The following is a 23,733-nucleotide window of genomic DNA, read 5'->3' on the forward strand; positions in this document are numbered from 1 at the left end:
TCGGAAAGACGCTTATGACTGCGCGAATACTGGTGGTTGACGATATTCCGGCCAACGTGAAGCTGCTCGAAGCGCGGCTGCTTGCGGAGTATTTCGACGTGATGACCGCAGCCGACGGCTACACGGCACTGGCGATCTGCGAGCGCAACCAGGTCGATCTCATCCTGCTCGACATCATGATGCCCGGCATAGACGGTTTCGAGGTCTGCGAGCGACTGAAGGCCAGCCAGAAGACCGCCCATATTCCAGTCGTCATGGTCACCGCGCTCGACCAGCCGACCGATCGCGTGCGCGGCCTGAAGGCCGGCGCTGACGATTTTCTCACCAAGCCGGTCAACGATCTGCAACTGATCTCCCGGGTGAAGAGCCTGCTGCGGCTGAAGACGTTGAGCGATGAGCTGCGCATCCGCGCCGACACCGCCCATACGATGGGCATTGACGACCTCACACGGGCGGGCGAAGGCCGCGCCGACGAGACCGCTCAGGTCCTGCTCGTCGACGGCCGCGCCAATTCGCAGGAGCGCATCATCAAGGCGCTGAAGCCCGTCGCCGACGTGCTTGCCCTCTCCGATCCGCAGGCCGCCCTGTTCGAGGCGGCCGAAAGCGCGTTTGATCTCGTCATCGTCAACGCCAACTTCGACGATTACGATCCGCTTCGTCTCTGCTCGCAGCTGCGCTCGCTGGAGCGCACCCGCTTTCTGCCGATCCTGATCATTACCGAGCAGGGCGCTGACGAAATGGTCGTGCGTGCGCTCGATCTCGGCGTCAACGACTACATCATCCGCCCGGTCGATCCCAACGAACTGGTTGCCCGCAGCCTGACGCAGATCCGCCGCAAGCGCTACAACGACCGCCTGCGCGCCAGCGTCAAGCAGACGATCGAGCTTGCCGTGACCGATCCGCTGACCGGCCTTTATAACCGGCGCTATCTCGACAATCACCTGAACGTGCTCTTCAACCGTTCGATGGCGCGGGGCCGGCCACTTTCGGTGCTGATCACCGATATCGACCGCTTCAAGCATGTGAACGACACCTACGGCCATGACGGCGGCGACGAGGTGCTACGGGAATTTTCAAATCGCGTCCGGTCGACCATCCGCGGTGCCGATCTCGCCTGCCGCTACGGCGGAGAGGAATTCGTTGTCGTGATGCCCGACACCTCGCCGGAAATTGCCGCCGCCGTCGCCGAGCGCCTGCGGGCGGCGATCGAAAACGCTCCCTTCATGCTGAAACACGCCGGGGAAGCACTGAACGTCACTGCTTCCTTCGGCATCGCCTCGCGCATTACGTCGGTGCTGACCCCGGACCAACTGATGAAACAGGCGGATCTGGCCCTTTACGAGGCAAAGAATACCGGCCGCAACCGCGTGGTCGCCGCGGCCGCGTGACGAATCATTTGCCGCCATTGGGCGCCATTTGCGGGTTTTCCACTGCGGTAAGCGAATTGTTACCGATTTTTAATCTCCGCCTGTGCACTGCGGGGCGAAAAAATTGCAGCCCAATAGCCCAAAAATGGACTCGCCGCGTTGCCGCGAATGTGTTGCCGCGCGATAGTCTTGAGAGTGTCAGGCCGTAGCTCAATATGAAATGAAGACTATAAAAAATGCCTATCGCCGACGGGGTCAAATAGATTGCGGCGGCGTCACCTCACGTAAGGGGAAGGGTGGCGTAAGTTATTAAGTTATATTGTCGAATTTCTTCGAAGGGCGAAGCGCTACGCTTCGAGTTCAAGCAGAGCCGATCAATCTTTGTATGTCCCAAATCTGGACTTTTAACCATAGAATCAAGATAAGAAAATTCATCATTAAGAATTTGTTGATTTTCTTTCATTTTTGCGCAAATTATCGGCTCATAAGAGAAGCGCTCCCGTTGAGGAGCTGTCGATACCCCATGATGCTCAGGTCCGCCGCATCTCCTGGGTCGTGGGGTCGGTCGGCTAGTAGGCAAGTTATAGCGGTTCCTCGTGCCGTTTTGCATGCTGGCCGACCCCCTTTCAAGAAAACGCCGCCACTTCCCGAAGATGGAAGGGCGGCGTTTTGTCTGTTTGCGCTATCATTTTTTAAAGACGATCAATCTGGGCAATAAAAAACGCGCAACCCGAGGGCGCGCGCTTTTTTGAAATCCGTCAGACCAAGTGATTACTTGATCTTGGTTTCCTTGAACTCGACATGCTTCTTCGCAACCGGGTCGTACTTCGTCTTCGTCATCTTGTCCGTCATCGTACGGCTGTTCTTCGTGGTGACGTAGAAGAAACCGGTGTCGGCCGTCGACAGCAGCTTGATCTTGATTGTTGTAGCCTTGGCCATGGTCGTCCTGCCTTTAAGAAAATGAAAGCCGTGGAAGCCGGATGGGCTCCACGGCAAATCCTGGCGCGAAACTACGAATCCCGCCCGAAAAGTCAAGCCCGTTTTCGAATGAACATCAGTCTGATGCCGGAAAGTAGGGCGTAAAGACCGAAGAAAGCGGCAATCGCCCAGGCAAAACCGTTATTTCCAGCGACATCGATCGCCGCGCCGATCGCCTGCGGCCCGGCCACGGTTCCCATCGCATAACAGAAGACAAAGGCAGCATTGGCCGCTGCAAGATCGGAGCCTGTCAGCCGAGAGCCGAGATGGCTGAGGCCGACCGTATAGAGGCCTGAGACGCAGCCACCCCAGAAAAGCAGGAGCCCGGCCATAAGCAGCCAGTTGTTGAGCAACAGCGGCAACATCATCGAGCCGATGAAGCCCATCAGCGCCATGCCGGCCAGAAGCGGCCGCTTGTCTGCGATGCGGTCGGAAAGCAGGCCGAGCGGGATCTGAAAGATGACGTTGCCGACACCCATCATGGTGAGCAGAAGTGCTGCCTGCGATTCGGTGAAATGGGCGCGCACGGCAAAAATCGGGAAAAGTGACAGCCCGCCCGCTTCGACCGCGCCGAAGATGAAGACCGCGGCCGTCGCCGTTGGCACTAGAAAAACGTAGCGCATGAAATGCAGCTCGGGTTTTTCCTCGAGCACCGGGCTTTCGTCGCGGGCGATGAAGATCGGGATGGCGGCAAGCAGGATGGCGCCAGCGCCGATCAGGAAGGGGAAGATGCCGTCGCTGCCGAGGATCGAAAAGAGCAGTGGTCCGGCCGCGAAGCCAAGGGAAAGCACCGTCGCATAGATGCCGAGCACAAAGCCGCGCTTGGAAGGCGGCGAAGCGGCGTTAATCCAGAATTCGGAGAGGATGAACAGCGTCGTCGTCGCGCCGTGGAAGGCGAAACGCAGCGGAAACCACATCCAGAAATCCTGGGCGTAATAGAAACCCAGCGCGCTCAGCGCCGAAATCAGCACGGCCCAGATCATCGTCGGCGCCACGCCGTATCTATGGGCGAGCTTGGTGGTGATCGGTGCGGCGGCCATCGCCGCGACCCCGGCCATCGCCGTGTTGAGCCCAATCAGGGTGGACGAGATGCCGCGTTTTTCGAGAATGATGCTGAGGAGGGGCAGGCCGAGGCCGATTGCTATGCCAACGGCTGATATGGACGAGATGGCTGCCACCAGAGAAGGCCAATGGATTTCTTCGACATCGCCCGGTGTGCCGGTTCTCGGCTGAGACATTTATCCATCCTTAGAGAGGTGCGCGAACGAATCGGCCGATCCCGTCAGATAGATAGACACGGACGTGCCAAATCCAGGTGACGGATGCCGCTTCGCAGTATTTCCGATGTGAGTGACCATCTGCGGAATGTAAAGCCCGTTCGGGCAAGAAATGCTAACCATGTCAGGTCTTGAGGATCGTTGGCTCCCGCATTTGGGTGGTGGTCGGTGGAGGGCTGGCACTACACGTTAAATATGTCTGGAAGGTGAAGGCGCTAATTCGGCCGGCCGGGGATGTCATAATCGTCCGGACCGTCGCTCTCGCCACCGAAGCCGTGCATGCGCAGCGCCCATTGCAGGCCGATGACCCCGCCCTTGATCGGCTGGATCGAGGCAAGCGCCGTGATGACGGTGATCGGCGCCCAGATGGCCAGGTGGACCCAGACCGGCAGCACGAAAGTCAGGTCGGTCAGCATATAGCCGCCGACCACGACGTGTCCGAGGACGAGGATGACGATATAGGGCGGCAGGTCGTCGGCGCGTTGGTGATGCATCGCCTCGCCACAAGCGGCGCAATGATCGACCGGCTTCAGGAAGGCGCGAAAGAGCTTGCCGTTGCCGCAGGCCGGGCAGCGGTTCATCAGCCCGCGTATGACGGAGCGCCCAAGCGGACGCTCGACCTCGGGCGTATCGCCGTAGCGGGCAACCGGATCGGTCGGTGTGCTCATCGCATGTTCCTCTTCGGATCTAAAACATGTCGCGCGAAACTGTGCAGCGGTTTCGCGATAACGACACGCGTAAAAACAAGGACCTACAGCGCGGGGAGTCAATCTGAAAGATTGCGACGCGCTTTAGTGCCGTCCGCGCGGCGGCCTCGTTCCGGGCTTCTTGCGAACCTGGCCCCTGTCGCGGCGCCCCGCCTTGTGGAAGGAACGCACCGCCGCCGGCATCTCGCGGCCCTCGCTGATCATCTCGAAACGCAGTGCACCGGCAAGCGGGATCGCTTCGGCAAGTTTGACGGTGACGCTGTCACCCAGGCGAAAGCCGAGTCCTGTTCGTTCACCGGAGAGTGCCTGATGCGCCTCGTCATAGATGAAATAATCGCTGCCGAGCGTAGATATAGGGACGAAACCGTCGGCTCCATAGTCCGGCAGGGCGATAAAAAGCCCCGATTTCGTCACGCCCGAAACCCGCCCGGCAAATTCCTCGCCGACGCGACCGCTGAGGTGATGCGCGATCAGCCGGTCGACGGTCTCGCGCTCGGCTGCCATGGCCCGGCGCTCGAAGGTCGAGATTTCGGCAGCGATATCGTCGAGCGCGGCCTCTTCTTCGGGCGTGATGCCGCCTTCGCCGAAGCCGAGCGAGCCGACGAGGGCGCGATGCACGATGAGGTCTGCATAACGGCGGATCGGCGAGGTGAAGTGGGCGTATTTCATCAGGTTGAGGCCGAAATGGCCGATATTCTCCGGTCCGTAGATCGCCTGGCTCTGCGAACGCAGCACCATCTCGCTCACCATGGTCTGATGCGGCGTGCCGTCCGCCTTCGCCAGAATGCCGTTGAAGTTGTTGGCGCGCATGTTGCCGCCCTTGGCAAGCGAGATGCCGAGCGTGGCCAGGAACTCGCGCAGGATCTCCTGCTTGGCAAGCGTCGGGCCGTCATGGATGCGGTAGATCAGCGGCTGACGCTTCTTTTCGAGCGTCTCGGCGGCGCAGACGTTCGCCTGGATCATCATCTCTTCGATCAGCTTATGCGCATCGAGCCGTGGCGGCACGACGACCCGGTCGACCGTGCCGTCGGGCTTCAGGAGGATCTTGCGCTCCGGCATATCGAGTTCCAGTGGCTGGCGCCGGTCGCGTCCCCGCTTCATCACCTCATAGGCATGCCAGAGCGGCTTCAGGATCGGCTCGAGCATCGGTCCGGTCTGATCGTCCGGTTTCCCGTCGATGGCTGCCTGCGCCTGCTGGTAGGAGAGCTTGGCGGCACTCTTCATCATGATGCGATGGAAAGTGTGGCCGATCTTGCGGCCTTCCCCGGAAAAGCTCATGCGCACGGCGAGTGCCGGGCGGTCGACGCCTTCTTTCAGCGAGCAGAGATCGTTGGAGATGCGCTCCGGCAGCATCGGCACGACGCGATCGGGAAAATAGACGGAGTTACCGCGCTTCAGCGCCTCGCGGTCGAGCGGTGAATTGGGGCGGACATACCAGGAGACGTCGGCGATCGCCACGGTGACGATGACGCCGCCGGGATTGTCGGGCGAGGGGTCGAGCTCGGCATAAACGGCGTCGTCATGGTCCTTGGCATCGGCCGGGTCGATGGTGATCAGCGGCACGTCGCGCCAATCCTCGCGATGCGACATGCTGGCCGGTTTTGCGGCGTCCGCCTCGGCGATGACAGCCGGCGGGAAGACATGCGGGATGCCATGCGCATGGATCGCGATCATCGAGATCGCCTTTTCCGAGCCGACGGAACCGACGACGGAAAGAACCTTGGCGCGCGGCAGGCCGAAACGGCCGAGACGGGCGATTTCGACTTCGACCAGATCGCCGTCCGTGGCGCCGCCGGTGAAGTCGGGATCGATCACCATCTCCTCGCCGCGCCGTTCGATCGGCAGCAGCCGCCCGCCGCCGCCGGGTGCTATGCGGAAAACCCCCATCGAGGCGCCGCGGCGCTTGTCGATCACTTTGATGATCCGCGCCGTATAGGCCGGCCCGCCGCGATCGACAGCCGGGAAGATCTTCGCCAGGATGCGGTCGCCGAGCCCGGCGACAGGCGCCTTGCCCTTGCCCTGGCGGCCTGCGGGCGATTGCTGGCGGATGGCGACGGCGGGTGCTACGCCCTGGTCCTCCGGCCATTCCGCCGGCCGGCCGATCAGATCGCCGTCCTTGTCGCGCGTGGTGATATCGAGGACGGTGACAGGCGGCAGTGCACCGGGCCGGATCAGCGACTTGCGGTTCTTCTGCAGCATGCCTTCCTGCTCGAGCTCCTGCAGCATGTGCTTGAGTTCGACGCGGTTGTCGCCCTTCAGGCCGAAAGCCTTGGCGAGTTCACGCTTGGACGCTTTCTGCGGATGATCGGCGATGAAGCGCAGGATCACCTCGCGCGAAGGCAGCGCGCCGTGGACGATGTTCAGCGGCTCGACGGCGGGAGCGTCCTTGCCGGTGCGGCCGGTCTTGCCCGGGCGCTTGCCCGAAGGGTTCGTTCTCTCGCGCGGTATTCTGCTCACGTCAGCCCTTTTTCGATTTCGCGGGCGCTTTCGCCTTCGTTGCCTTCGGTTTGGCGGCCGTCTTGGTGCTCTTGGCCGCGGCGGCGGCGGCCTTCGGCTTGGCTTTCGCCTTGGCCGTCTTGCTCGCCGGGGCCTTGCCGGCCTTCTCCGCGATCAGCGCAAGCGCCTCCTCGACGGTGATCGCCTGGGGATCCTTGCCCTTCGGCAGTGTGGCGTTGACCTTGCCCCAGTTGACATAGGGGCCGTACTTGCCGTCGCGAACGGTGATGGCGCCGCCATCAGGATGATCGCCGAGCGTCTTCAGCGCTGCCGGAGTGCCGCGCGCACCCCGGCCCGGGGCCTGTTTCGCCTTTTCGGCGATAACAGTCACGGCGCGGTTGAGGCCGACCGAGAACACGTCCTCGACGGTTTCCAGATTGGCATACGAGCCGTCGTGCAGGAGGAACGGCCCATAGCGGCCGATTCCGGACGAGATCATCTTGCCCGATTCGGGATGTTTGCCGATGTCGCGCGGCAGCGAGATCAGCGCCATCGCCTTTTCATAATCGATGTCCTCGGGCTTCCAGCCCTTCGGCAGCGAAGCGCGTTTGGCTTCCTTGCCGTCGCCGCGCTGGATATAGGGGCCGAAGCGGCCGGAACGCAGCGTCAGCTCCTCGCCGGTCGTCGGATCGGTGCCGAGGTTCTTCGGCTCGTTGAGCGCAGCACCGTCCGCTTCTCCGCCGTTTTCGGAGGAGAGCTGGCGGGTGTAGTTGCAGTCCGGATAGTTGGAGCAGCCGACGAAGGCGCCATATTTGCCGAGCTTCAGCGACAGGTTGCCGGTGCCGCAGACCTGACAGATGCGCGGGTCGCTACCGTCCTCCCGTTTCGGGAAGACGAGGGGTGCCAGCGCCTCGTTCAGCGAATCGAGCACGTTGGTGACGCGCAGTTCCTTGGTGTCCTCGATCTGGGCGAAGAAATCCTTCCAGAAATCGCGCAGCACCTGCTTCCAATTCAACTCGCCGGCGGAAATCCGGTCAAGCTTCTCTTCGAGATCGGCGGTGAAGTCGTATTCGACATATTTGGTGAAGAAGCTCTCGAGGAAAGCGGTCACCAGCCGGCCCTTGGCCTGCGGGATCAGCTTGCGCTTGTCGATCGTCACATAGTCGCGGTCGCGCAGCGTCGCGAGCGTCGCGGCATAGGTGGAGGGGCGGCCGATGCCGAGCTCTTCCATCTTCTTGATCAGCGAGGCTTCCGAATAGCGCGGCGGCGGTTCGGTGAAATGCTGCGTCGAATTGATCTTCTGCTTGGCGAGCGCCTCGCGCGCATTGATCTCCGGCAGGCGGCCATCCTCGTCGCCGTCGTCGCTCTGCTCGCCATCTTCCTTCTGGTCGGTATAGGCGGCGATGAAACCATCGAAGCGGATGACCGAACCGACGGCGCGCAGACCGGCTTTTTCGCCCTTGTTGTCGGCGGTGATTTCAGCCGTCGTGCGCTCGATCTCGGCCGACGCCATCTGGCTGGCGATGCCGCGCTTCCAGATCAGCTCGTAGAGCCGGATCTGGTCGGCATCGAGGAATTTGCGCACACGATCAGGCGAGCGGTCGAAATCGGTCGGACGGATCGCCTCGTGCGCCTCCTGGGCGTTCTTCGCCTTGGTGGAATAGAAGCGCGGCTTTTCCGGCATGTAGCGCTCGCCGAACTGGTCGACGATGGCGCTGCGCGCCGCATCGATCGCTTCCGGCGCCATCTGCACGCCGTCGGTTCGCATATAGGTGATGAGACCGACCGTCTCGCCGCCGATATCGACGCCCTCATAGAGCTTCTGGGCAACCTGCATGGTGCGCGAGGCCGAGAAGCCGAGGTTGGAGGAGGCTGCCTGTTGCAGCGTCGAGGTCGTGAAGGGCGGTCCGGGATTACGCTTGACCGGCTTCGCCTCGACTGAGTCGACGACGTAGCTCGCACCTTCGAGCAATGCCTTGAGCCGGCCGGCATCTTCGCCGTTGCCGATTGCGCGCGGCTGCAAACGCTTGCCGCTCGCCGAAACCAGTTTCGCCTCGAACTCGTCGCCGCGCGGCGTCTTCAGCAGCGCCGAGATGTTCCAGTATTCTTCCGAGATGAAGCGCTCGATCTCGGATTCGCGGTCGCAAACGAGGCGCAGTGCCACCGACTGGACGCGGCCGGCCGAACGTGCGCCGGGCAGCTTGCGCCAGAGAACCGGTGAAAGGTTGAAGCCGACGAGGTAGTCGAGTGCGCGCCGGGCGAGATAAGCGTCGACCAGAGGCACATCGAGATCGCGCGGCGCAGCCATCGCGTCGAGCACCGCCTTCTTGGTGATCGCGTTGAAGACGACGCGCTTGACCGACTTGCCGGTGAGCGCGCGCTTCTTGTTCAGCATGTCGAGAACATGCCAGGAAATCGCCTCTCCTTCGCGATCCGGGTCGGTCGCGAGAATGAGACCGTCCGAGGATTTCAACGCGTCGGCAATGTCCTTCATGCGCTTGGCGGAGGCGCTGTCGACCTCCCAAAGCATTTCGAAGTCCTGATCAGGAAGAACTGAGCCGTCCTTGGCAGGCAGATCGCGCACATGGCCGAAGGAGGCGAGCACTTTGTATCCCGGACCCAGATACTTATTGATCGTCTTGGCCTTGGCAGGCGATTCCACCACTACAACATTCATGATGATTCTCTAAAAAGGAAACGACGCCAGCGTTGAAGCCAGCGCGACACACACCGCAACATGGATATCGGCCCTCCGACATGGACAGGGAAATCGCCGCGGTCAAGGGGTTTGCTACAATTTTACCTCTTGCGTCTGCTGCAGCCTAAGGGAGAGTATTGAGAAAATACAATCAAAGATAGGTTGTCGAAGGTTTTCGACCCAGGGTTCGGCAATTCGCAAAGCCGCTGCCCGATTTGTACCCAGGTTCAATCGGAAAGCGAGACGAGGCCGCCCTGATGGCGGTGCAGCCTGCCTGATATATCGAGTTCCAGAAGGATGAGATAGACCGCGGATGCCGACAGGCCGGTATGGCGGATGACGTCGTCGATCTCGACCGGCGTCGGCCCGAGCGCATCGATGATGCGGTTTCGATCGGAATCACCTGGTGGCACCGACATTGCCTTGCCGTCAGGTGCCGGTTTCTCCGCCATCGATGATGGGAACAGGTCGAATTGCGCAAGCGGCGCCAGGGCCTCGATGACATCGGCGGGTGCGGTGACGATCGAAGCGCCGTCCTTCAGCAGGCCGTTGGTGCCATGGCAGCGCGGATCGAGCGGCGAGCCGGGCACGGCAAACACCAGGCGGCCGAACTCGCCGGCAAGCCGCGCCGTGATCAGCGAGCCCGAACGCGTCGCCGCTTCGATGACGACGAGGCCGAGCCCGATGCCGGCGATCAGCCGGTTTCGGCGTGGGAAGTCGCGGGCGCGGGGTTCCCAGCCGAAGGGCATCTCGCTCACCGCCAGGCCATTGCCACCGGTTATCTCTTCGAGCAGACCGATATTCTCCGGCGGGTAGGGCTGGTCGAGGCCGCCGGCGAGTGCTGCGATCGTGCCCGTGTCGAGGCTTGCCCGGTGGGCGGCGGTGTCGATGCCGCGTGCCAGGCCGGAGACCACGGTGTAACCCGCCCGGCCGCAGTCGCGCGCAACCATCGCGCCGAATTTCGCGCCTGCGATCGAGGCATTGCGCGAGCCGACGATGCCGACGGCCGGTCGTTTGGCAGCGGCAAGCGCGCCCTTGACGGCCAGAAGCGGCGGCGCGCCGTCGATCTGCTTCAGCGCTTGCGGATAGTCCGGCTCACCGATGCCGACGAAGCGGGCGCCGAAGCGACGCGCCGCCTCCAGCTCCCGATGCGCCTCGGCCTCGCTGGCGATGCGGATTGCCCGTGTGGCGCCGCCACGCGCCGAAAGCTCCGGCAGTGCGGCAAGTGCTGCCTCGGCCGAACCGAAATGATTGATGAGGTCACGAAAGGTGGCAGGGCCGATATTGTCGGAACGGATAAGGCGCAGCCAGGCAATTCTTTGCCGCTCGGTCAGCACGACGCCTTTTGGTCCGGCGCTCAGCGCATCCATTATCCCTTTGCCCCGATCTTGCTTTCCGTCCCGCCCATCAGCCGCGAAATATTCGCCTTGTGCTTCCAGTAGGAGATGAGGGTCATGATCGCCATGACAGCCGCAACCTTTTCGTTGCCCAATATCCACAGCGCAACTGGAATGACAAGCATGGCAACCAGCGCCGAAAGCGAGGAGTAGCGGGTGGTGAAGGCGACTGCCAGCCAGACGGCGGCGAAGAGTACGACCATGATCGGCGCGACGCCGAGCAGGGTGCCGATATAGGTGGCGACACCCTTGCCGCCCTTGAAGCCGATCCAGACCGGGAAAAGATGGCCGATAAAGGCGAAGAAGCCGGCGATGATCGCGGCTTCCTCACCGAGGAAATAGCTGACGACCCAGGCCGCGGCCGATGCCTTCAGCGCATCGAGCAGCAGCGTCGCCGCGGCGAGCGTCCGGTTTCCTGTTCTCAGCACATTGGTCGCGCCGATATTGCCGGAGCCGATGCTGCGCACGTCGCCGAGGCCGGCGGCGCGCGTGAGGATCAGGCCGAACGGGATCGAGCCGAAAAGATAACCGATAATGGCGGCGGCAAGCGCGATCGGCAGCGTGATCTGCCATGACATGAGATTGGATAACATATGCCCTCAGCCTCTCCGTGGCCTATCCTCGAGTCAGCCTTCTCCCGCTGCGGGATGGACGGCGATCGTGTCGGTTCTAAATTGCGTGGACAAGCTTTCCCGAGACGTATGTCGCGACCGCCCGCCCACTGAAGCGCGCATCCTCGAACGGCGTATTCTTCGAGCGGGAGAGAAGCATGTCTTTGGCGACAAGCCAAGGCTCATCGAGATCGATCAGCGCGATATCGGCCGCAGCGCCCGGCTTCAGCGTGCCGGCATTCAGGCCGAAAATCTGAGCGGGGCGGGTCGACATGGCGTCGATCAGGCGCATCAGGCTCACCTGGCCGCCATGATGAAGTCTGAGCGCTGCCGCCAGCATGGTTTCGAGGCCGATCGCGCCATCCTCTGCCTCGCTGAAGGGCAGGCGCTTCGTATCGACGTCCTGAGGGTCGTGCGAGGACACGATGATATCGATCGCGCCGCTCGCAACGGCGTCGGCCATGGCCACCCGGTCGTCTTCCGGGCGCAGCGGCGGATAGAGCTTGAAGAAGGTGCGGTATTCGCCGATGTCGTTTTCGTTGAGCGCCAGATTGTTGATCGAGATGCCGCAAGTCACCTTGGCGCCGCGGCTGCGGGCACGCTCGATCGCCTCGACCGATTCCGGCACCGAGATCATCGCTGCGTGATAACGGCCGCGCGTCAGCTGAGCGATCCTCAGATCGCGTTCGAGCGGGATGAGTTCGGCTTCTTTTGGAATGCCGGAAAGCCCGAGCCAGCTGGCGAAAAGCCCCTCATGCATGACGCCGTTGGCGCCGAGATATTTGTCGCGCGTCTCGCAGGAGACGACGGCGCCGAATTCGCGCGCATAGGTCATGATCCGGCGCAGCACCTGCGTGTCGTGGACGCTGGAATGGGCATCGGTGAAGGCAACGGCGCCGGCCTGCATCAAGAGGCCGATCTCCGTCATCTCCTCGCCGGCAAGGCCCTTGGTGATCGCGGCTGCCGGATAGACGTTGACGGCGGCCGTATCCCGTGCCGTCTTCTTGACGAATTCGACGAGCGCGATGTCGTCGATAACAGGATCGGTGTCCGGCATCATGATGATCGAGGTGACGCCGCCGGCCGCCGCCGCCCGGCTCGCCGAGGCGATCGTCTCGCGGTGTTCGCCGCCGGGTTCGCCGACATGGACGCGCGCATCGACGAGGCCGGGCGTCGCGACAAGGCCCGTGCAGTCGCGGATGACGGCTCCATCAGGCGCGCCCTGGTTCTGCGCCTTGTGGCCGGCGGCGAAAATCACGCCGTTTTCGGCAATGATCGTCCCAACCTCGTCGAGATTGCGCGACGGGTCGATGATGCGGACGTTCTTGAGGACGATCGGGTTGCTCATGCCATCATTCCATCGCTTCGGGGACCCTGGTTCTGCGAGACGAGCAGCGTCTCCATGACGGCCATGCGCACCGCGACCCCCATTTCCACCTGTTCGGCGATGACGCTCTGCGGTCCGTCCGCCACTTCCGAAGCGATCTCGACGCCGCGATTCATCGGGCCGGGATGCATGACCAGCGCGTCGTCCTTCGCCGCTTTCAGCGTTTCGGCGTCGAGCCCGTAGAAGTGATAGTATTCGCGCACCGAAGGCACGAAGGCGCCGGACATGCGCTCGCGCTGCAGCCGCAGCATCATCACCACGTCGGCGTCCTTCAGCCCTTCCCGCATCGAATGGAAGACCTCGACGCCCATCTCGGCGATGCCGGCCGGCAGGAGGGTCGCGGGCGCAACGACACGGACGCGGGCGCCCATGGCATTGAGCAGCAGAATATTGGAGCGCGCCACCCGCGAATGCAGCACGTCGCCGCAGATCGCCACGATGATGCGCGACAGCTTCCCCTTGGCGCGGCGGATCGTCAGCGCGTCGAGCAGCGCCTGGGTCGGATGTTCATGCTGCCCGTCGCCGGCATTGACGACCGAACAGGAGACCTTCTGGGCGAGAAGGGCGGCCGCTCCCGCGCTCGAATGGCGGATCACCAGCACATCAGGGCGCATCGCATTCAGCGTCATCGCCGTGTCGATCAGCGTTTCGCCTTTCTTCACAGAGGAATTGCCGACCGACATGTTCATGACGTCGGCGCCGAGCCGCTTGCCGGCAAGCTCGAAGGAGGCCTGCGTGCGGGTCGATGCCTCGAAGAAGAGGTTGATCTGCGTCAGCCCGCGCAGCGTCGACGTTTTCTTCTCTCTCTGGCGGCTGATCTTGACGGCCTCGTCCGCCTTGTCGAGAAGATAGGTGATATCCTGCTCGGTGAGGCCCTTGATGCCGATGAGGTGGCGGTGGGGGAAAAAGACCATGACCCTGCCTCTTGCTGTCTCTGGCGGGTCTATAAAGAGTGCGGCCCGCCGGGGCAAGCATGTGCTGTGGGCAAAGGCTTATGTCCCCATGCATTTTCGCCCGAATTCCGATAGAGCAGAATGAACCGAATCATAACTTCCGGTTTCCCTTTGCCGGGTTCTTACACTAGAAGCGAATTATGACCTCCGCCAACCGGACTGACGACAAACTCGCAGAACTCAACCAGCCGAGCCTGTGGTCCGGCATCAACGCCTATCGGTCCGATCCGCTGATCGTCGACCTGACGGCGGCCCTGCCGCGCGGCATCCGCGAAGACCTGGAAAACATGGGCCGCTACGTCACCTCGCCGGAGGCGCAGGAGATGGCGCGCATGGCGAACCAGGGCGCCCCTCAGCTGCGCACCCACGGTCCGCGCGGCGAGCGCCTCGATATCGTCGAATTCCATCCCGCCTGGCATGCGTTGATGCGCCGCTCCATGTCGGTCGGCCTGCATTCCTCCGTCTGGGATCCCCAGGCCGATACCGAGGCCAAGGACGAGGCCCACAAGGTTCGCGCCGCGCGGTTTTATCTGACGTCACAGCTGGAATCCGGCCATCTCTGCCCGCTGACGATGACGAGCGCCTCCGTTGCGGCGCTCTCGGCTTCGCCCGCAGTCCAGAAGGACTGGGCGCCCAAAATTCTCTCGCGCAAATATGATTCGTCGAACAAGCCCGCCATGCAGAAATCCGCCGTGACCATCGGCATGGGCATGACGGAAAAGCAGGGCGGCACGGATGTGCGCGCCAACAGGAGCGCTGCCGAAAAGGTCAGCGAGGGCATCTATCGGCTGTCCGGGCACAAATGGTTCATGTCCGCGCCGATGAGCGATGCCTTCATTATGCTGGCGCAGACGAAGGAGGGCATGGGCTGCTTCCTCGTGCCGCGCCTTCTGGAGGATGGTTCTGCCAACGGCCTGCAGTTCCAGCGGCTGAAGGACAAGGTCGGCAACCGCTCCAACGCCTCTTCCGAGGTCGAATTTACAGACACGTTCGGTTTCCTGCTCGGTGGTCCGGATGCCGGCATCCGCACCATCCTCGACATGGTGACGCTGACCCGGCTCGACTGCGCGCTGGCCTCGTCAGGCATGATGCGCGCCTCGCTCGCCGAAGCCGTGCACCACACCCGCGGCCGCAGCGTCTTCGGCAAGATGCTCGTCAACCAGCCGATCATGACGCGCGTGCTCGCCGACATGGCGCTCGATGTCGCCGCCGCGACGGCACTGTCCTTCCGTCTTGCCGACGCCTTCGACAAGGCGCGCGGCAATGCCGAGGAAGCGGCCTATGCCCGCGTCATGACGCCGGTCGCCAAATACTGGTGCTGCAAGATCGCGCCCGCGCTGATCTACGAGGCGATGGAATGCATCGGCGGCAACGGCTACATCGAAGAACGCCCGATCGCCCGCCATTACCGCGAGGCTCCGGTCAATGCCATCTGGGAAGGCTCCGGCAACGTCATGGCACTCGACGTGCTGCGCGTGCTCAACCGCGGCAAGGATCTGTTCGAAACGGTCTTTGCCGGCCTTGCCCGCGATCTCGGCCCCGCCGGCAAGAAGACGATCGACGTGCTGCGCGCCGCAATCGCGCTGTGCGAACAGGATGAGGGCGCCGCGCGCCTGCTCGTCGAACAACTGGCGCTCGCCGCCGGTGCAGCCGAACTCTATCGCCTTGGGGCAGGGCGCATTGCCGATGCCTTCATCGAGACGCGTCTTGCCGGCGGCTGGCGCTCCACCTACGGCATGCTCGATTCCCGCTTCGACGCCAGCTATATCGTCGACCTGCTCTATCCCCCGGCCGCCTGATCGCAAGCAGGGCTAGGCGCTATCGAGGCCGAGACGCTCGGCCATCGGATCGAACTGTCGACGACGATCACAGTTTATCGTCCAGCCGGTCGCGACGTATCGCGCCGAGGTCGCCTTCCCAGCCTATCCCCGCCAGATTTGCCATCGCATTTTTCCGCCAGTGTTTCTCGACAAGGTTTCGCAAAGCCTGCTCGACAGTGGCCTTTTCGTCGCCAATCCCGCGGCGGTCATTGCCGCGTCGAGCAAAGCATCATCGATATCGATATTCGTGCGTATGACCGCGCCTTATGTGTATCATCATCATAAAAGATACAAATCCACGTCACGGCGGCTCAAGTTCGGCGATGATGTCCATCGGCACAAACAAAAATCCGGCCGCGTCGCCGCGGCCGGATTTCAGTGTTTACGTCCGAAAATCAGCGTTCAGAAGAAGCCACGGCGCTGCCACCAGCCGGCTTTCTTCGGCTTGCCGTCATCGCCTTCGCCATTCTCGACGCGGGTGGATTTCACCGTCGGTTCGGAGGAGGAGATATTGGATTCGCGGTTGGCGCGAACCGGCTTTGCTTCTTCCTGAACGGATGTTTCGAGATCGGCGGAGGCTTCCACCAATTCCGGTTCGGCCTCGACCACAGGGGTCGTCTCTGCAACCGGTTCCTCGACCGGCGCTGCGGCCGGTTTGCGGCGGCCGCGGGCACGGGCGGGCTTTACCTCTTCGGTTATGACAGGCGCGCTCTCGACGGCTGCCATCGCGGCCTGGCCTTCGTCGGCCTGTTCGGCAATCGCCTCGACCGCTACGGCTTCGCTCGGAGCGCCGTCGTTCGAAACCTCGTCGCCTTCGTCCTCGTCGCCGCCATTGTCTTCACCGGCTTCGCCAGCCGTCAGTTCGGAACCATCCTCGGCGCGATTGCGACGGCCGCCACGCTTGCCGCGACGGCGGCGCTTGCGGCGCTGCGATTCCTCGCTTTCAGCGCGTGTCTCGGGCGTGGCCTCGGTGTTTTCATCACCTTCGCCGCCCTCGTCGTCACCGTCCTCATCCTCGTCGCCGGCCTCGCCTGTCGCAGATAGCGGCTGTTCGGCATTGCCGTTGCGGCCGCGGCGGCGCCTGCGGCGCTTGCGCTTGCGGTTGCCGTCAGCTTCGCCTTCCGCGCGTGCCGCGACGGGCCGCTCGGAAACGGCCGGCTTTTCCTCGAGTTCCTCGTCTTCCTCCTCATCCACTTCGATGACGATGTCGTCGTCGTCATCCTCGGGAATGGCTGCGAAGTTGAAGAGCGTTTCGATCTTGACCGGGTTTTCCACCGGCTCGCCGCGATCGATCGCGAAATGTTGCGCGCCGACCGAGCCGTCCGCATCGATGATGATCGCGACGCCGAAGCGGCTCTCATAATCGATGATCGTCTGGCGCTTGTGGTTGAGCAGGTAGAGCGCGATGTCAGGCGTGGTGCGCACGGTGATGTTGTGCGTAGTGTTCTTGAGCAGATATTCCTCGATGCCGCGCAGCACATGCAGCGCGACGGAGGACTGCGAACGCACATGGCCGCTGCCGCCGCAATGCGAGCAGACCTGCGTGGTCGATTCGAGAACCGAAGCGCGAATGCGCTGGCGCGACATTTCGAGCAGGCCGAAATGCGAGATCCGGCCGACCTGGATGCGGGCGCGGTCGTTCTTCAGGCATTCCTTCAGCTTCTTCTCGACGGCGCGGTTGTTGCGCTTCTCTTCCATGTCGATGAAGTCGATGACGATCAGGCCGGCAAGGTCGCGAAGGCGAAGCTGGCGGGCGACTTCGTCTGCAGCCTCGAGGTTCGTCTGCAGCGCGGTGTCCTCGATCGAATGTTCGCGGGTCGAGCGGCCGGAGTTGACGTCGATCGAGACCAGCGCTTCGGTCTGGTTCATGATCAAGTAGCCGCCAGACTTAAGCGTCACCTGCGGCTGCAGCATGCGGTCGAGCTGAGCCTCGATACCGGAACGCGAAAAGATCGGATGGATGTCGCGGTAGGGTTGAACCACCTTGGCATGGCTCGGCATCAGCATCTTCATGAAGTCTTTCGCTTCACGATAGCCTTCTTCGCCGGAAACGATGACTTCGCTGATATCCTTGTTGTAGAGGTCGCGGATCGAACGCTTGATCAGCGAGCCTTCCTCATAGACGAGGCAGGGAGCGGTGGACGCCAGCGTCAGCGTGCGCACATTCTCCCAGAGGCGCATCAGATATTCGAAGTCGCGCTTGACCTCGACCTTGGTGCGGTTGGCACCGGCGGTGCGAAGGATAACGCCCATGCCCTGCGGCACCTCGAGCAGGCGCGCGATTTCCTTCAGGCGCTTGCGGTCGGCAGGATTGGTGATCTTGCGGGAAATGCCGCCCCCGCGCGCCGTGTTCGGCATCAGCACCGAATAGCGGCCGGCGAGCGAGAGATAGGTGGTAAGGGCTGCACCCTTGTTGCCGCGCTCTTCCTTGGCGACCTGCACGAGCAGGATCTGGCGGCGCTTGATGACTTCCTGAATGCGGTACTGCTTGCGCGGCTTGCGCTGCACGCGGTCCGGCACTTCTTCCATCGCGTCTTCGGCGCCGACGGATTCGATGACTTCCTCTTCGCCGTGATCGTCATCGTCGTCGTCGTCATCGTGGCGACGCTTGCTGGTATCGACGTCTTCGGAAATCGAGTCGGTTTCCACCATCGCAGCCATCGCGCCGCCGGTCGAACCGTCATCCTCATTGTCGACGCTCGAAGCGCCTTCGGCTTCTACGTCTGTGGGAACAGCGTCCTCGGTCGCGGTCGTTTCGGCAACCGGTTCTACGACCTTCTTACGGCTGCGGCGCGGCCTTGCCTTCTTGGCCGGCGCTTCCTCGGTGGCCTCGGGTGATGCCGCGGCCTCGACCGCTGCGGTCTCTTCCGTTACGGCAGCCGTTTCCGGCGCCTCTGCCGGAACGATGCCGACATCCGGCTGATCCTGCTTGGAAAGATCGACCATCGGCGCGGTTTCGACATGCTCGACATCTTCGTCGCGGCGATGCTCCTCGGCTTCGGCCCGAAGCAGTGCCTGACGGTCGGCAAGCGGTATCTGATAATAGTCGGGATGGATTTCGGCGAAGGCCAGGAAGCCGTGCCGGTTGCCGCCGTAATCGACGAAGGCGGCCTGCAGCGAGGGTTCGACCCTCGTTACCTTTGCAAGATAGATGTTGCCGCGGATCTGCTTCTTGTGCTGGGACTCGAAGTCAAATTCTTCTATGCGGTTCCCGCGAACGACAACGACGCGCGTCTCTTCCTCGTGAGACGCATCGATAAGCATTTTGTCTGCCATGTAAGCTGTGCTCCTCGGCGTGGCCGCGAGAGCGCATTCCCGACTGCTGTTGAAACAGAAAGAATGCGGTCCACTGTGGTCGCGCCGGATAATGAAAGTCGCGCCTGATGCGAGGGGGAGGGCAGCAGCCAGACCGCAGCCGGAACCATTTCGGTCCGGGGCCTGTACACTTCAGATAAAACCTGCTGCGAAACCATCAACAACCAAGCGTGATCGACAAATACGAAGACCCGTTCGGGTCCGATGAGTTTGCTCCCTGAGAGCGTGGTGGCTGATCCACCAATGAATTCCGACAATAAGCCGGAAAATCAGGATCCAGTTCTAGGGATTAAGCGCATGAGACGGCGGACGATGACCGGTGTGGCGCCAGGTCCTGATCTGGCTGGCAGCCTTTGCGGCGACTCTATCCCGTCAACACTTTACCCTGAAATTCGTTGTATGTTTTCTGTGTCACAATAGCAAGGGAAAAGCCAAATGTGCCATAATATTGATGGATTTCGCAACGCATACAAACTGGGGATAAAGTGATCGCGATTCGGCAGGCTGCAGCGGGTGTTTCGTCACAGGACGTTGGTCGCGGCCGCGTCAGGTCCATTGCAATACAGATAGGGTGTGGCGGTTTATTGTTTAAGAGGGCTCGGATCGCGGCGAAATCCGCAGCGCGGCGATCGACATTCGCAAGGCGGGTTCTGGCGGCGCTTTTGGCTGCTAGTCTGCTGCCGGCCGCTGCCAGCTCTGTCGAGGCCAGGGATCCGCTGCTTGCCTATGGCGCGCGCATCGTCGGCGACGACGCCAGGACCCGCATCGTCATCGATTTCGATCGCGAGCCGCGTTTTTCCGTCCACTATATCGCCAATCCGGAACGCATCGTCGTTGACTTGCCGGCGACCGCCTTCGGTTTTCCGGCGAAGGATCTTGCCGCCCGCGGCCTGTTCAAGGATATCCGCTACGGCAAGATGGACGAAGAGAGCGCCCGCATCGTGCTGACGACGGCAGGGCCGGTGAAGCTGGCGCTTGCCAAGGTGCAGGCCGATGAGACGGGCAACGGCCATCGCCTCGTGCTCGATGCGGAGATGATCGACAAGAAGGCCTTTGCCGAATTGGTGAAGACGCAATCCTGGAGCGATCGGACCGAGGCGGCTCAGACGACGAGCGCCATTCCGGCACCGCAAAAGGCTGCGCCCGGCGATTTCGTCATCGCCGTCGACGCCGGCCATGGCGGCATCGACACCGGCGCGATCGGCGTCGACACCAAGACCGAGGAAAAGCAGGTGACGCTTGCCTTCGCCAAGGCTTTGACCGACCGGCTGAACAAGGAACCGGGCATCAAGGCTTTCCTGACGCGCGAGGACGACGAGTTCCTGTCACTTTCGCAGCGTGTGCTGATCGCCCGCCAGAACCATGCCGGCCTGTTCATTTCGCTGCATGCCGATACGCTGAAGCAAAAGGATATCCGCGGCGCGACCGTCTACACGATCTCCGACAAGGCATCCGACAAGCTCGCCGCCGACCTTGCCGAACGCGAAAACCTTTCCGACCAGATCGCCGGCAAGGAGACCGTCGCCGAGCCGCCCGAGGTTGCCGACATCCTGCTCGATCTGACGCGGCGCGAGACGCAGGCCTTCTCGATCTCGCTGGCCGAGAGTGTGCTGAATTCCTTCAAGGATCAGGTCGGCACCATCAACAATCCGCACCGTCATGCCGGCTTCCGCGTGCTGCAGGCCCCTGACGTGCCGTCGATCCTTCTCGAGATCGGGTTCCTCTCGAATGCCGAGGACGAGAAACTGCTGCTCGACGAGGCCTGGCGCGGCAAGATCGCCGGTCTCTTGACCGACGCCGTGAAGCGATACCGTGCCGCCGTCATGGCGAATGGCGGCTGACGCACGCCGCCCAAAAATCTGTAGCGATTGCGGCACGGCGGCCCGCATAAAACAAAGATTCATAAAAACAAATATTTAAGTCCGCCGCATGAATCAAATTCTGAGGAAGATACCTCCGATTGGTGGCGGCGACGGGCGTTGCTTGGATGTGACAGTTCTAATGAAACGCGGCCGCGGCGGTGAATGCGGCGCAGACAGCCCTATTTTGCTCACATTCGCGCCGTTACTCCGGCTTATGTTTCGTAAGCCTTGAGCGCGGAATCGGCTTGTGGCGGTGGCGCTCATAGAGTAAGCCGCGCAACGTGCAAATTGCCTTGATCTGTGCAATCGTTGCGGCTGCGCCGATTGAAGATCGAAAAGACCGGTAGCTGAAATATGGTTAGACTTTTTGGATATTTCTTCGGAATGGCCTGCGTCCTGTTTCTGGTCGCGGCGGCGGGTATTGCCATCTATCTCGCCAATGTCGCGAAGGATCTTCCGGACTATGCCGTTCTGAACAGCTACGCGCCGCCGGTGACGACCCGCGTCCATGCCGGCAACGGCGCTTTGATGGCCGAATACGCCAAGGAAAAGCGTCTCTTCCTGCCGATCCAGGCGGTTCCCGACCGCGTAAAGGCCGCTTTCCTGTCGGCCGAAGACAAGAATTTCTACAATCACCCGGGCGTTGATCTGACCGGTCTCGGCCGCGCAATCCTCGTCAACCTGCAGAATTTCGGTTCCGGCCGCCGCCCGGTCGGTGCCTCCACAATCACCCAGCAGGTGGCCAAGAACTTCCTTTTGAGCTCGGACCAGACGATCGACCGCAAGATCAAGGAAGCGATCCTCTCCTTCCGTATCGAGCAGGCCTACAGCAAGGACAAGATCCTCGAGCTCTACCTGAACGAGATCTTCTTCGGTCTGAATTCCTACGGCATCGCCGGCGCAGCACTCACCTATTTCAACAAATCCGTCACCGAACTGACCGTCGCCGAAGCCGCCTATCTGGCATCGCTGCCGAAGGGTCCTGCCAATTATCATCCTTTTCGCCATCCGGAAGCTGCGCTCGAGCGTCGCAACTGGGTGATCGACCGGATGGTCGAGAACGGCTATGTCAGCCAGCCTGACGGCGAGGAAGCCAAGAAGCAGCCGCTCGGCGTGACCGCCCGCACCACCGGCCCCTCGCTCTTTGCTTCGGATTATTTCGCCGAAGCCGTGCGCCGCCAGCTGATCGACCAGTACGGCGAAAAGGTCCTCTATGAGGGCGGCCTTTCGGTGCGCACGTCGCTCGATCCGCAGATGCAGATCGCTGCCCGCAAGGCGCTGCAGGACGGTCTGGTCACTTACGACGAGCGCCGCGGTTTCCACGGCCCGATCAAGCAGATCGATGCGAGCGGTGATTGGGGCAAGGCGCTTGCCGATATTCCCGCACTGTCAGATGTGCCGGAATGGCGGCTTGCCGTGGTACTCGCCGTGTCCGACAGCACCGTCGACATCGGCCTGCAGCCGGCCAAGGATGGCAGCGGCAAGGTTGTGGCCGATCGCCAGCGCGGCACGATCGACGCCAAGAACATGCAATGGGCATTCCGTTCGGCCGACGGCGCCCGCAAGACCACGAAATCGCCGGTCGGCGCCGTGTCCCCCGGTGACGTTGTCTATGTCGCAAAGCTCGGTGACGACGCGTCGACCTCCTATCGCCTGCAGCAGCCGCCGAAGGTGCAAGGTGGCCTGGTCGCCATGGACCCGAAGACCGGCCGCGTGCTCGCCATGGTCGGCGGCTTCTCCTATGCCCAGTCCGAATTCAACCGCGCCACCCAGGCGATGCGCCAGCCGGGCTCCTCGTTCAAGCCTTTCGTCTACGCGGCGGCGATGGACAATGGTTATACGCCGGCTTCGGTCATCATGGACGCGCCGATCGAAATCGTCTCGGGCGGCCAAGTCTGGAGGCCGGAAAACTACGGCGGCGAATCCGGCGGCCCGTCGACGCTGCGTTCGGGCATCGAGCATTCGCGCAATCTGATGACGGTGCGCCTCGCCAACGATCTCGGCATGAACATCGTCGCCGAATATGCCGAGCGCTTCGGCATCTATGATCACATGCTGCCGGTTCTTTCCATGTCGCTCGGCGCCGGCGACACGACGGTGCTGCGCATGGTCTCGGCCTATTCGGTCATCGCCAATGGCGGCAAGCAGATCAAGCCGACATTGATCGACCGCATCCAGGACCGCTACGGCAAGACGATCTTCAAGCATGAGGAGCGTCTGTGCGAGGGCTGCAATGCCGGTGACTGGCAGAACCAGGAAGAGCCGAATATCGTCGACAATCGCGAAACCGTTCTCGACCCGATGACCGCCTACCAGATCACCTCGATGATGCAGGGCGTCATCCAGCGCGGCACCGCTGCCGGCAAGATCGATCTCGGCGGTCGCGACGTCGCCGGAAAGACCGGCACCACCAATGACGAGAAGGATGCCTGGTTCGTTGGCTTCACCCCGGATCTGGTCGCCGGCCTCTATATGGGCTTCGATACGCCGGGCCCGCTCGGCCGCGGCGGCACCGGCGGCGTCTTGTCCGCCCCGATTTTCAACGAATTCATGCAGGCTGCCGTCAAGGACACGCCGGAATCGAAGTTCGTCATTCCATCAGGCATGAACCTGATTTCGATCGACCGCAAGACCGGCATGGCGGCGGGCGAAGGCGATCCGAACACCATCGTCGAGGCCTTCAAGCCCGGCACCGGCCCGGCCGACAGCTTCTCCGTGATCGGCATGGACAGCACCATGGCGCCGGAGGAAATCCTGAAGACCTCGCCGCAGGCGAACCAGGCCGTCCAGACCGGCACGCCCGGCCTGTTCTGACCGAGGCCTGAATTTTGCACGCCCGCCGCGGCCCTTTACATCCGCGGCGGGCGTCTCTAGAGCAATTCCAGCAAAAGTGCATAGCGGTTTTGCTGGGAAAAGCGCAAAGCG

14 protein-coding genes and 1 pseudogene are annotated in these 23,733 nt (G+C 62.2%); 4 read left to right on the plus strand and 11 right to left on the minus strand.

The window, feature by feature from the left end:
• Window positions 1-14: 14 nt before the first annotated feature.
• On the plus strand, window positions 15-1,388 hold the full coding sequence (locus RL_RS09000) for a PleD family two-component system response regulator (protein WP_011651390.1): 1,374 nt from the start codon (window positions 15-17) through the stop codon (window positions 1,386-1,388).
• Between the two features lie 750 nt (window positions 1,389-2,138).
• On the opposite strand, the gene rpmG is transcribed toward RL_RS09000, so the two are convergent.
• The 9 genes from rpmG to RL_RS09045 form a co-directional block, all read right to left on the minus strand.
• Window positions 2,139-2,306: a 50S ribosomal protein L33 gene (rpmG, locus tag RL_RS09005; RefSeq protein WP_003547442.1), complete on the minus strand. Its 168-nt coding sequence runs from the start codon at window positions 2,304-2,306 to the stop codon at window positions 2,139-2,141.
• 92 nt (window positions 2,307-2,398) lie between these two features.
• A complete protein-coding gene (locus RL_RS09010) occupies window positions 2,399-3,583 on the minus strand; it encodes an MFS transporter (protein ID WP_011651391.1) in 1,185 nt (394 codons plus the stop codon).
• Window positions 3,584-3,837: 254 nt separating this feature from the next.
• Window positions 3,838-4,290 carry a DUF983 domain-containing protein gene (locus RL_RS09015; RefSeq protein ID WP_011651392.1) on the minus strand — a complete coding sequence of 151 codons (453 nt, stop codon included), beginning with the start codon at window positions 4,288-4,290 and terminating at the stop codon, window positions 3,838-3,840.
• Between the two features lie 123 nt (window positions 4,291-4,413).
• The gene (gene rnr / locus RL_RS09020) at window positions 4,414-6,786 is read right to left on the minus strand and encodes a ribonuclease R (protein WP_011651393.1); all 2,373 of its coding nucleotides are present in this window, start codon (window positions 6,784-6,786) and stop codon (window positions 4,414-4,416) included.
• A gap of 1 nt (window position 6,787) precedes the next feature.
• A complete protein-coding gene (gene topA, locus RL_RS09025; RefSeq protein ID WP_011651394.1) occupies window positions 6,788-9,442 on the minus strand; it encodes a type I DNA topoisomerase in 2,655 nt (884 codons plus the stop codon).
• 248 nt (window positions 9,443-9,690) lie between these two features.
• On the minus strand, window positions 9,691-10,833 hold the full coding sequence (gene dprA / locus RL_RS09030; RefSeq protein ID WP_011651395.1) for a DNA-processing protein DprA: 1,143 nt from the start codon (window positions 10,831-10,833) through the stop codon (window positions 9,691-9,693).
• Complete coding sequence (plsY, locus tag RL_RS09035; RefSeq protein WP_011651396.1) at window positions 10,833-11,453, minus strand: glycerol-3-phosphate 1-O-acyltransferase PlsY; 621 nt, start codon at window positions 11,451-11,453, stop codon at window positions 10,833-10,835. Before plsY ends, dprA begins: the two co-directional genes overlap by 1 nt.
• A gap of 76 nt (window positions 11,454-11,529) precedes the next feature.
• Entirely contained in the window at window positions 11,530-12,819 is a 1,290-nt protein-coding gene (locus RL_RS09040) for a dihydroorotase (RefSeq protein WP_011651397.1), read from the minus strand.
• A complete protein-coding gene (locus RL_RS09045) occupies window positions 12,816-13,772 on the minus strand; it encodes an aspartate carbamoyltransferase catalytic subunit (RefSeq protein ID WP_011651398.1) in 957 nt (318 codons plus the stop codon). The genes RL_RS09040 and RL_RS09045 overlap by 4 nt, the downstream gene beginning before the upstream one ends.
• A 179-nt stretch (window positions 13,773-13,951) precedes the next feature.
• Between RL_RS09045 and RL_RS09050 the strand changes: the two genes are divergently transcribed.
• On the plus strand, window positions 13,952-15,610 hold the full coding sequence (locus RL_RS09050; protein ID WP_011651399.1) for an acyl-CoA dehydrogenase family protein: 1,659 nt from the start codon (window positions 13,952-13,954) through the stop codon (window positions 15,608-15,610).
• Between the two features lie 67 nt (window positions 15,611-15,677).
• On the opposite strand, the pseudogene RL_RS37395 reads toward RL_RS09050, so the two are convergent.
• Window positions 15,678-15,886, minus strand: a pseudogene (locus RL_RS37395) (type II toxin-antitoxin system VapB family antitoxin).
• A 147-nt stretch (window positions 15,887-16,033) separates the two neighbouring features.
• Entirely contained in the window at window positions 16,034-18,907 is a 2,874-nt protein-coding gene (locus tag RL_RS09055; protein WP_011651400.1) for an Rne/Rng family ribonuclease, read from the minus strand.
• 623 nt (window positions 18,908-19,530) lie between these two features.
• On the opposite strand from RL_RS09055, the gene RL_RS09060 reads away from it, so the two are divergent.
• Together RL_RS09060 and RL_RS09065 are read left to right on the plus strand one after the other, a co-directional pair.
• Complete coding sequence (locus RL_RS09060; RefSeq protein ID WP_011651401.1) at window positions 19,531-20,787, plus strand: N-acetylmuramoyl-L-alanine amidase; 1,257 nt, start codon at window positions 19,531-19,533, stop codon at window positions 20,785-20,787.
• Window positions 20,788-21,162: 375 nt separating this feature from the next.
• Window positions 21,163-23,622, plus strand: coding sequence for a penicillin-binding protein 1A (locus tag RL_RS09065; RefSeq protein ID WP_011651402.1), 2,460 nt, complete (start codon window positions 21,163-21,165; stop codon window positions 23,620-23,622).
• The last annotated feature ends 111 nt before the right edge of the window (window positions 23,623-23,733 follow it).

This window comes from Rhizobium johnstonii 3841, from assembly GCF_000009265.1.
Taxonomy (GTDB): Bacteria; Pseudomonadota; Alphaproteobacteria; order Rhizobiales; family Rhizobiaceae; genus Rhizobium; species Rhizobium acaciae.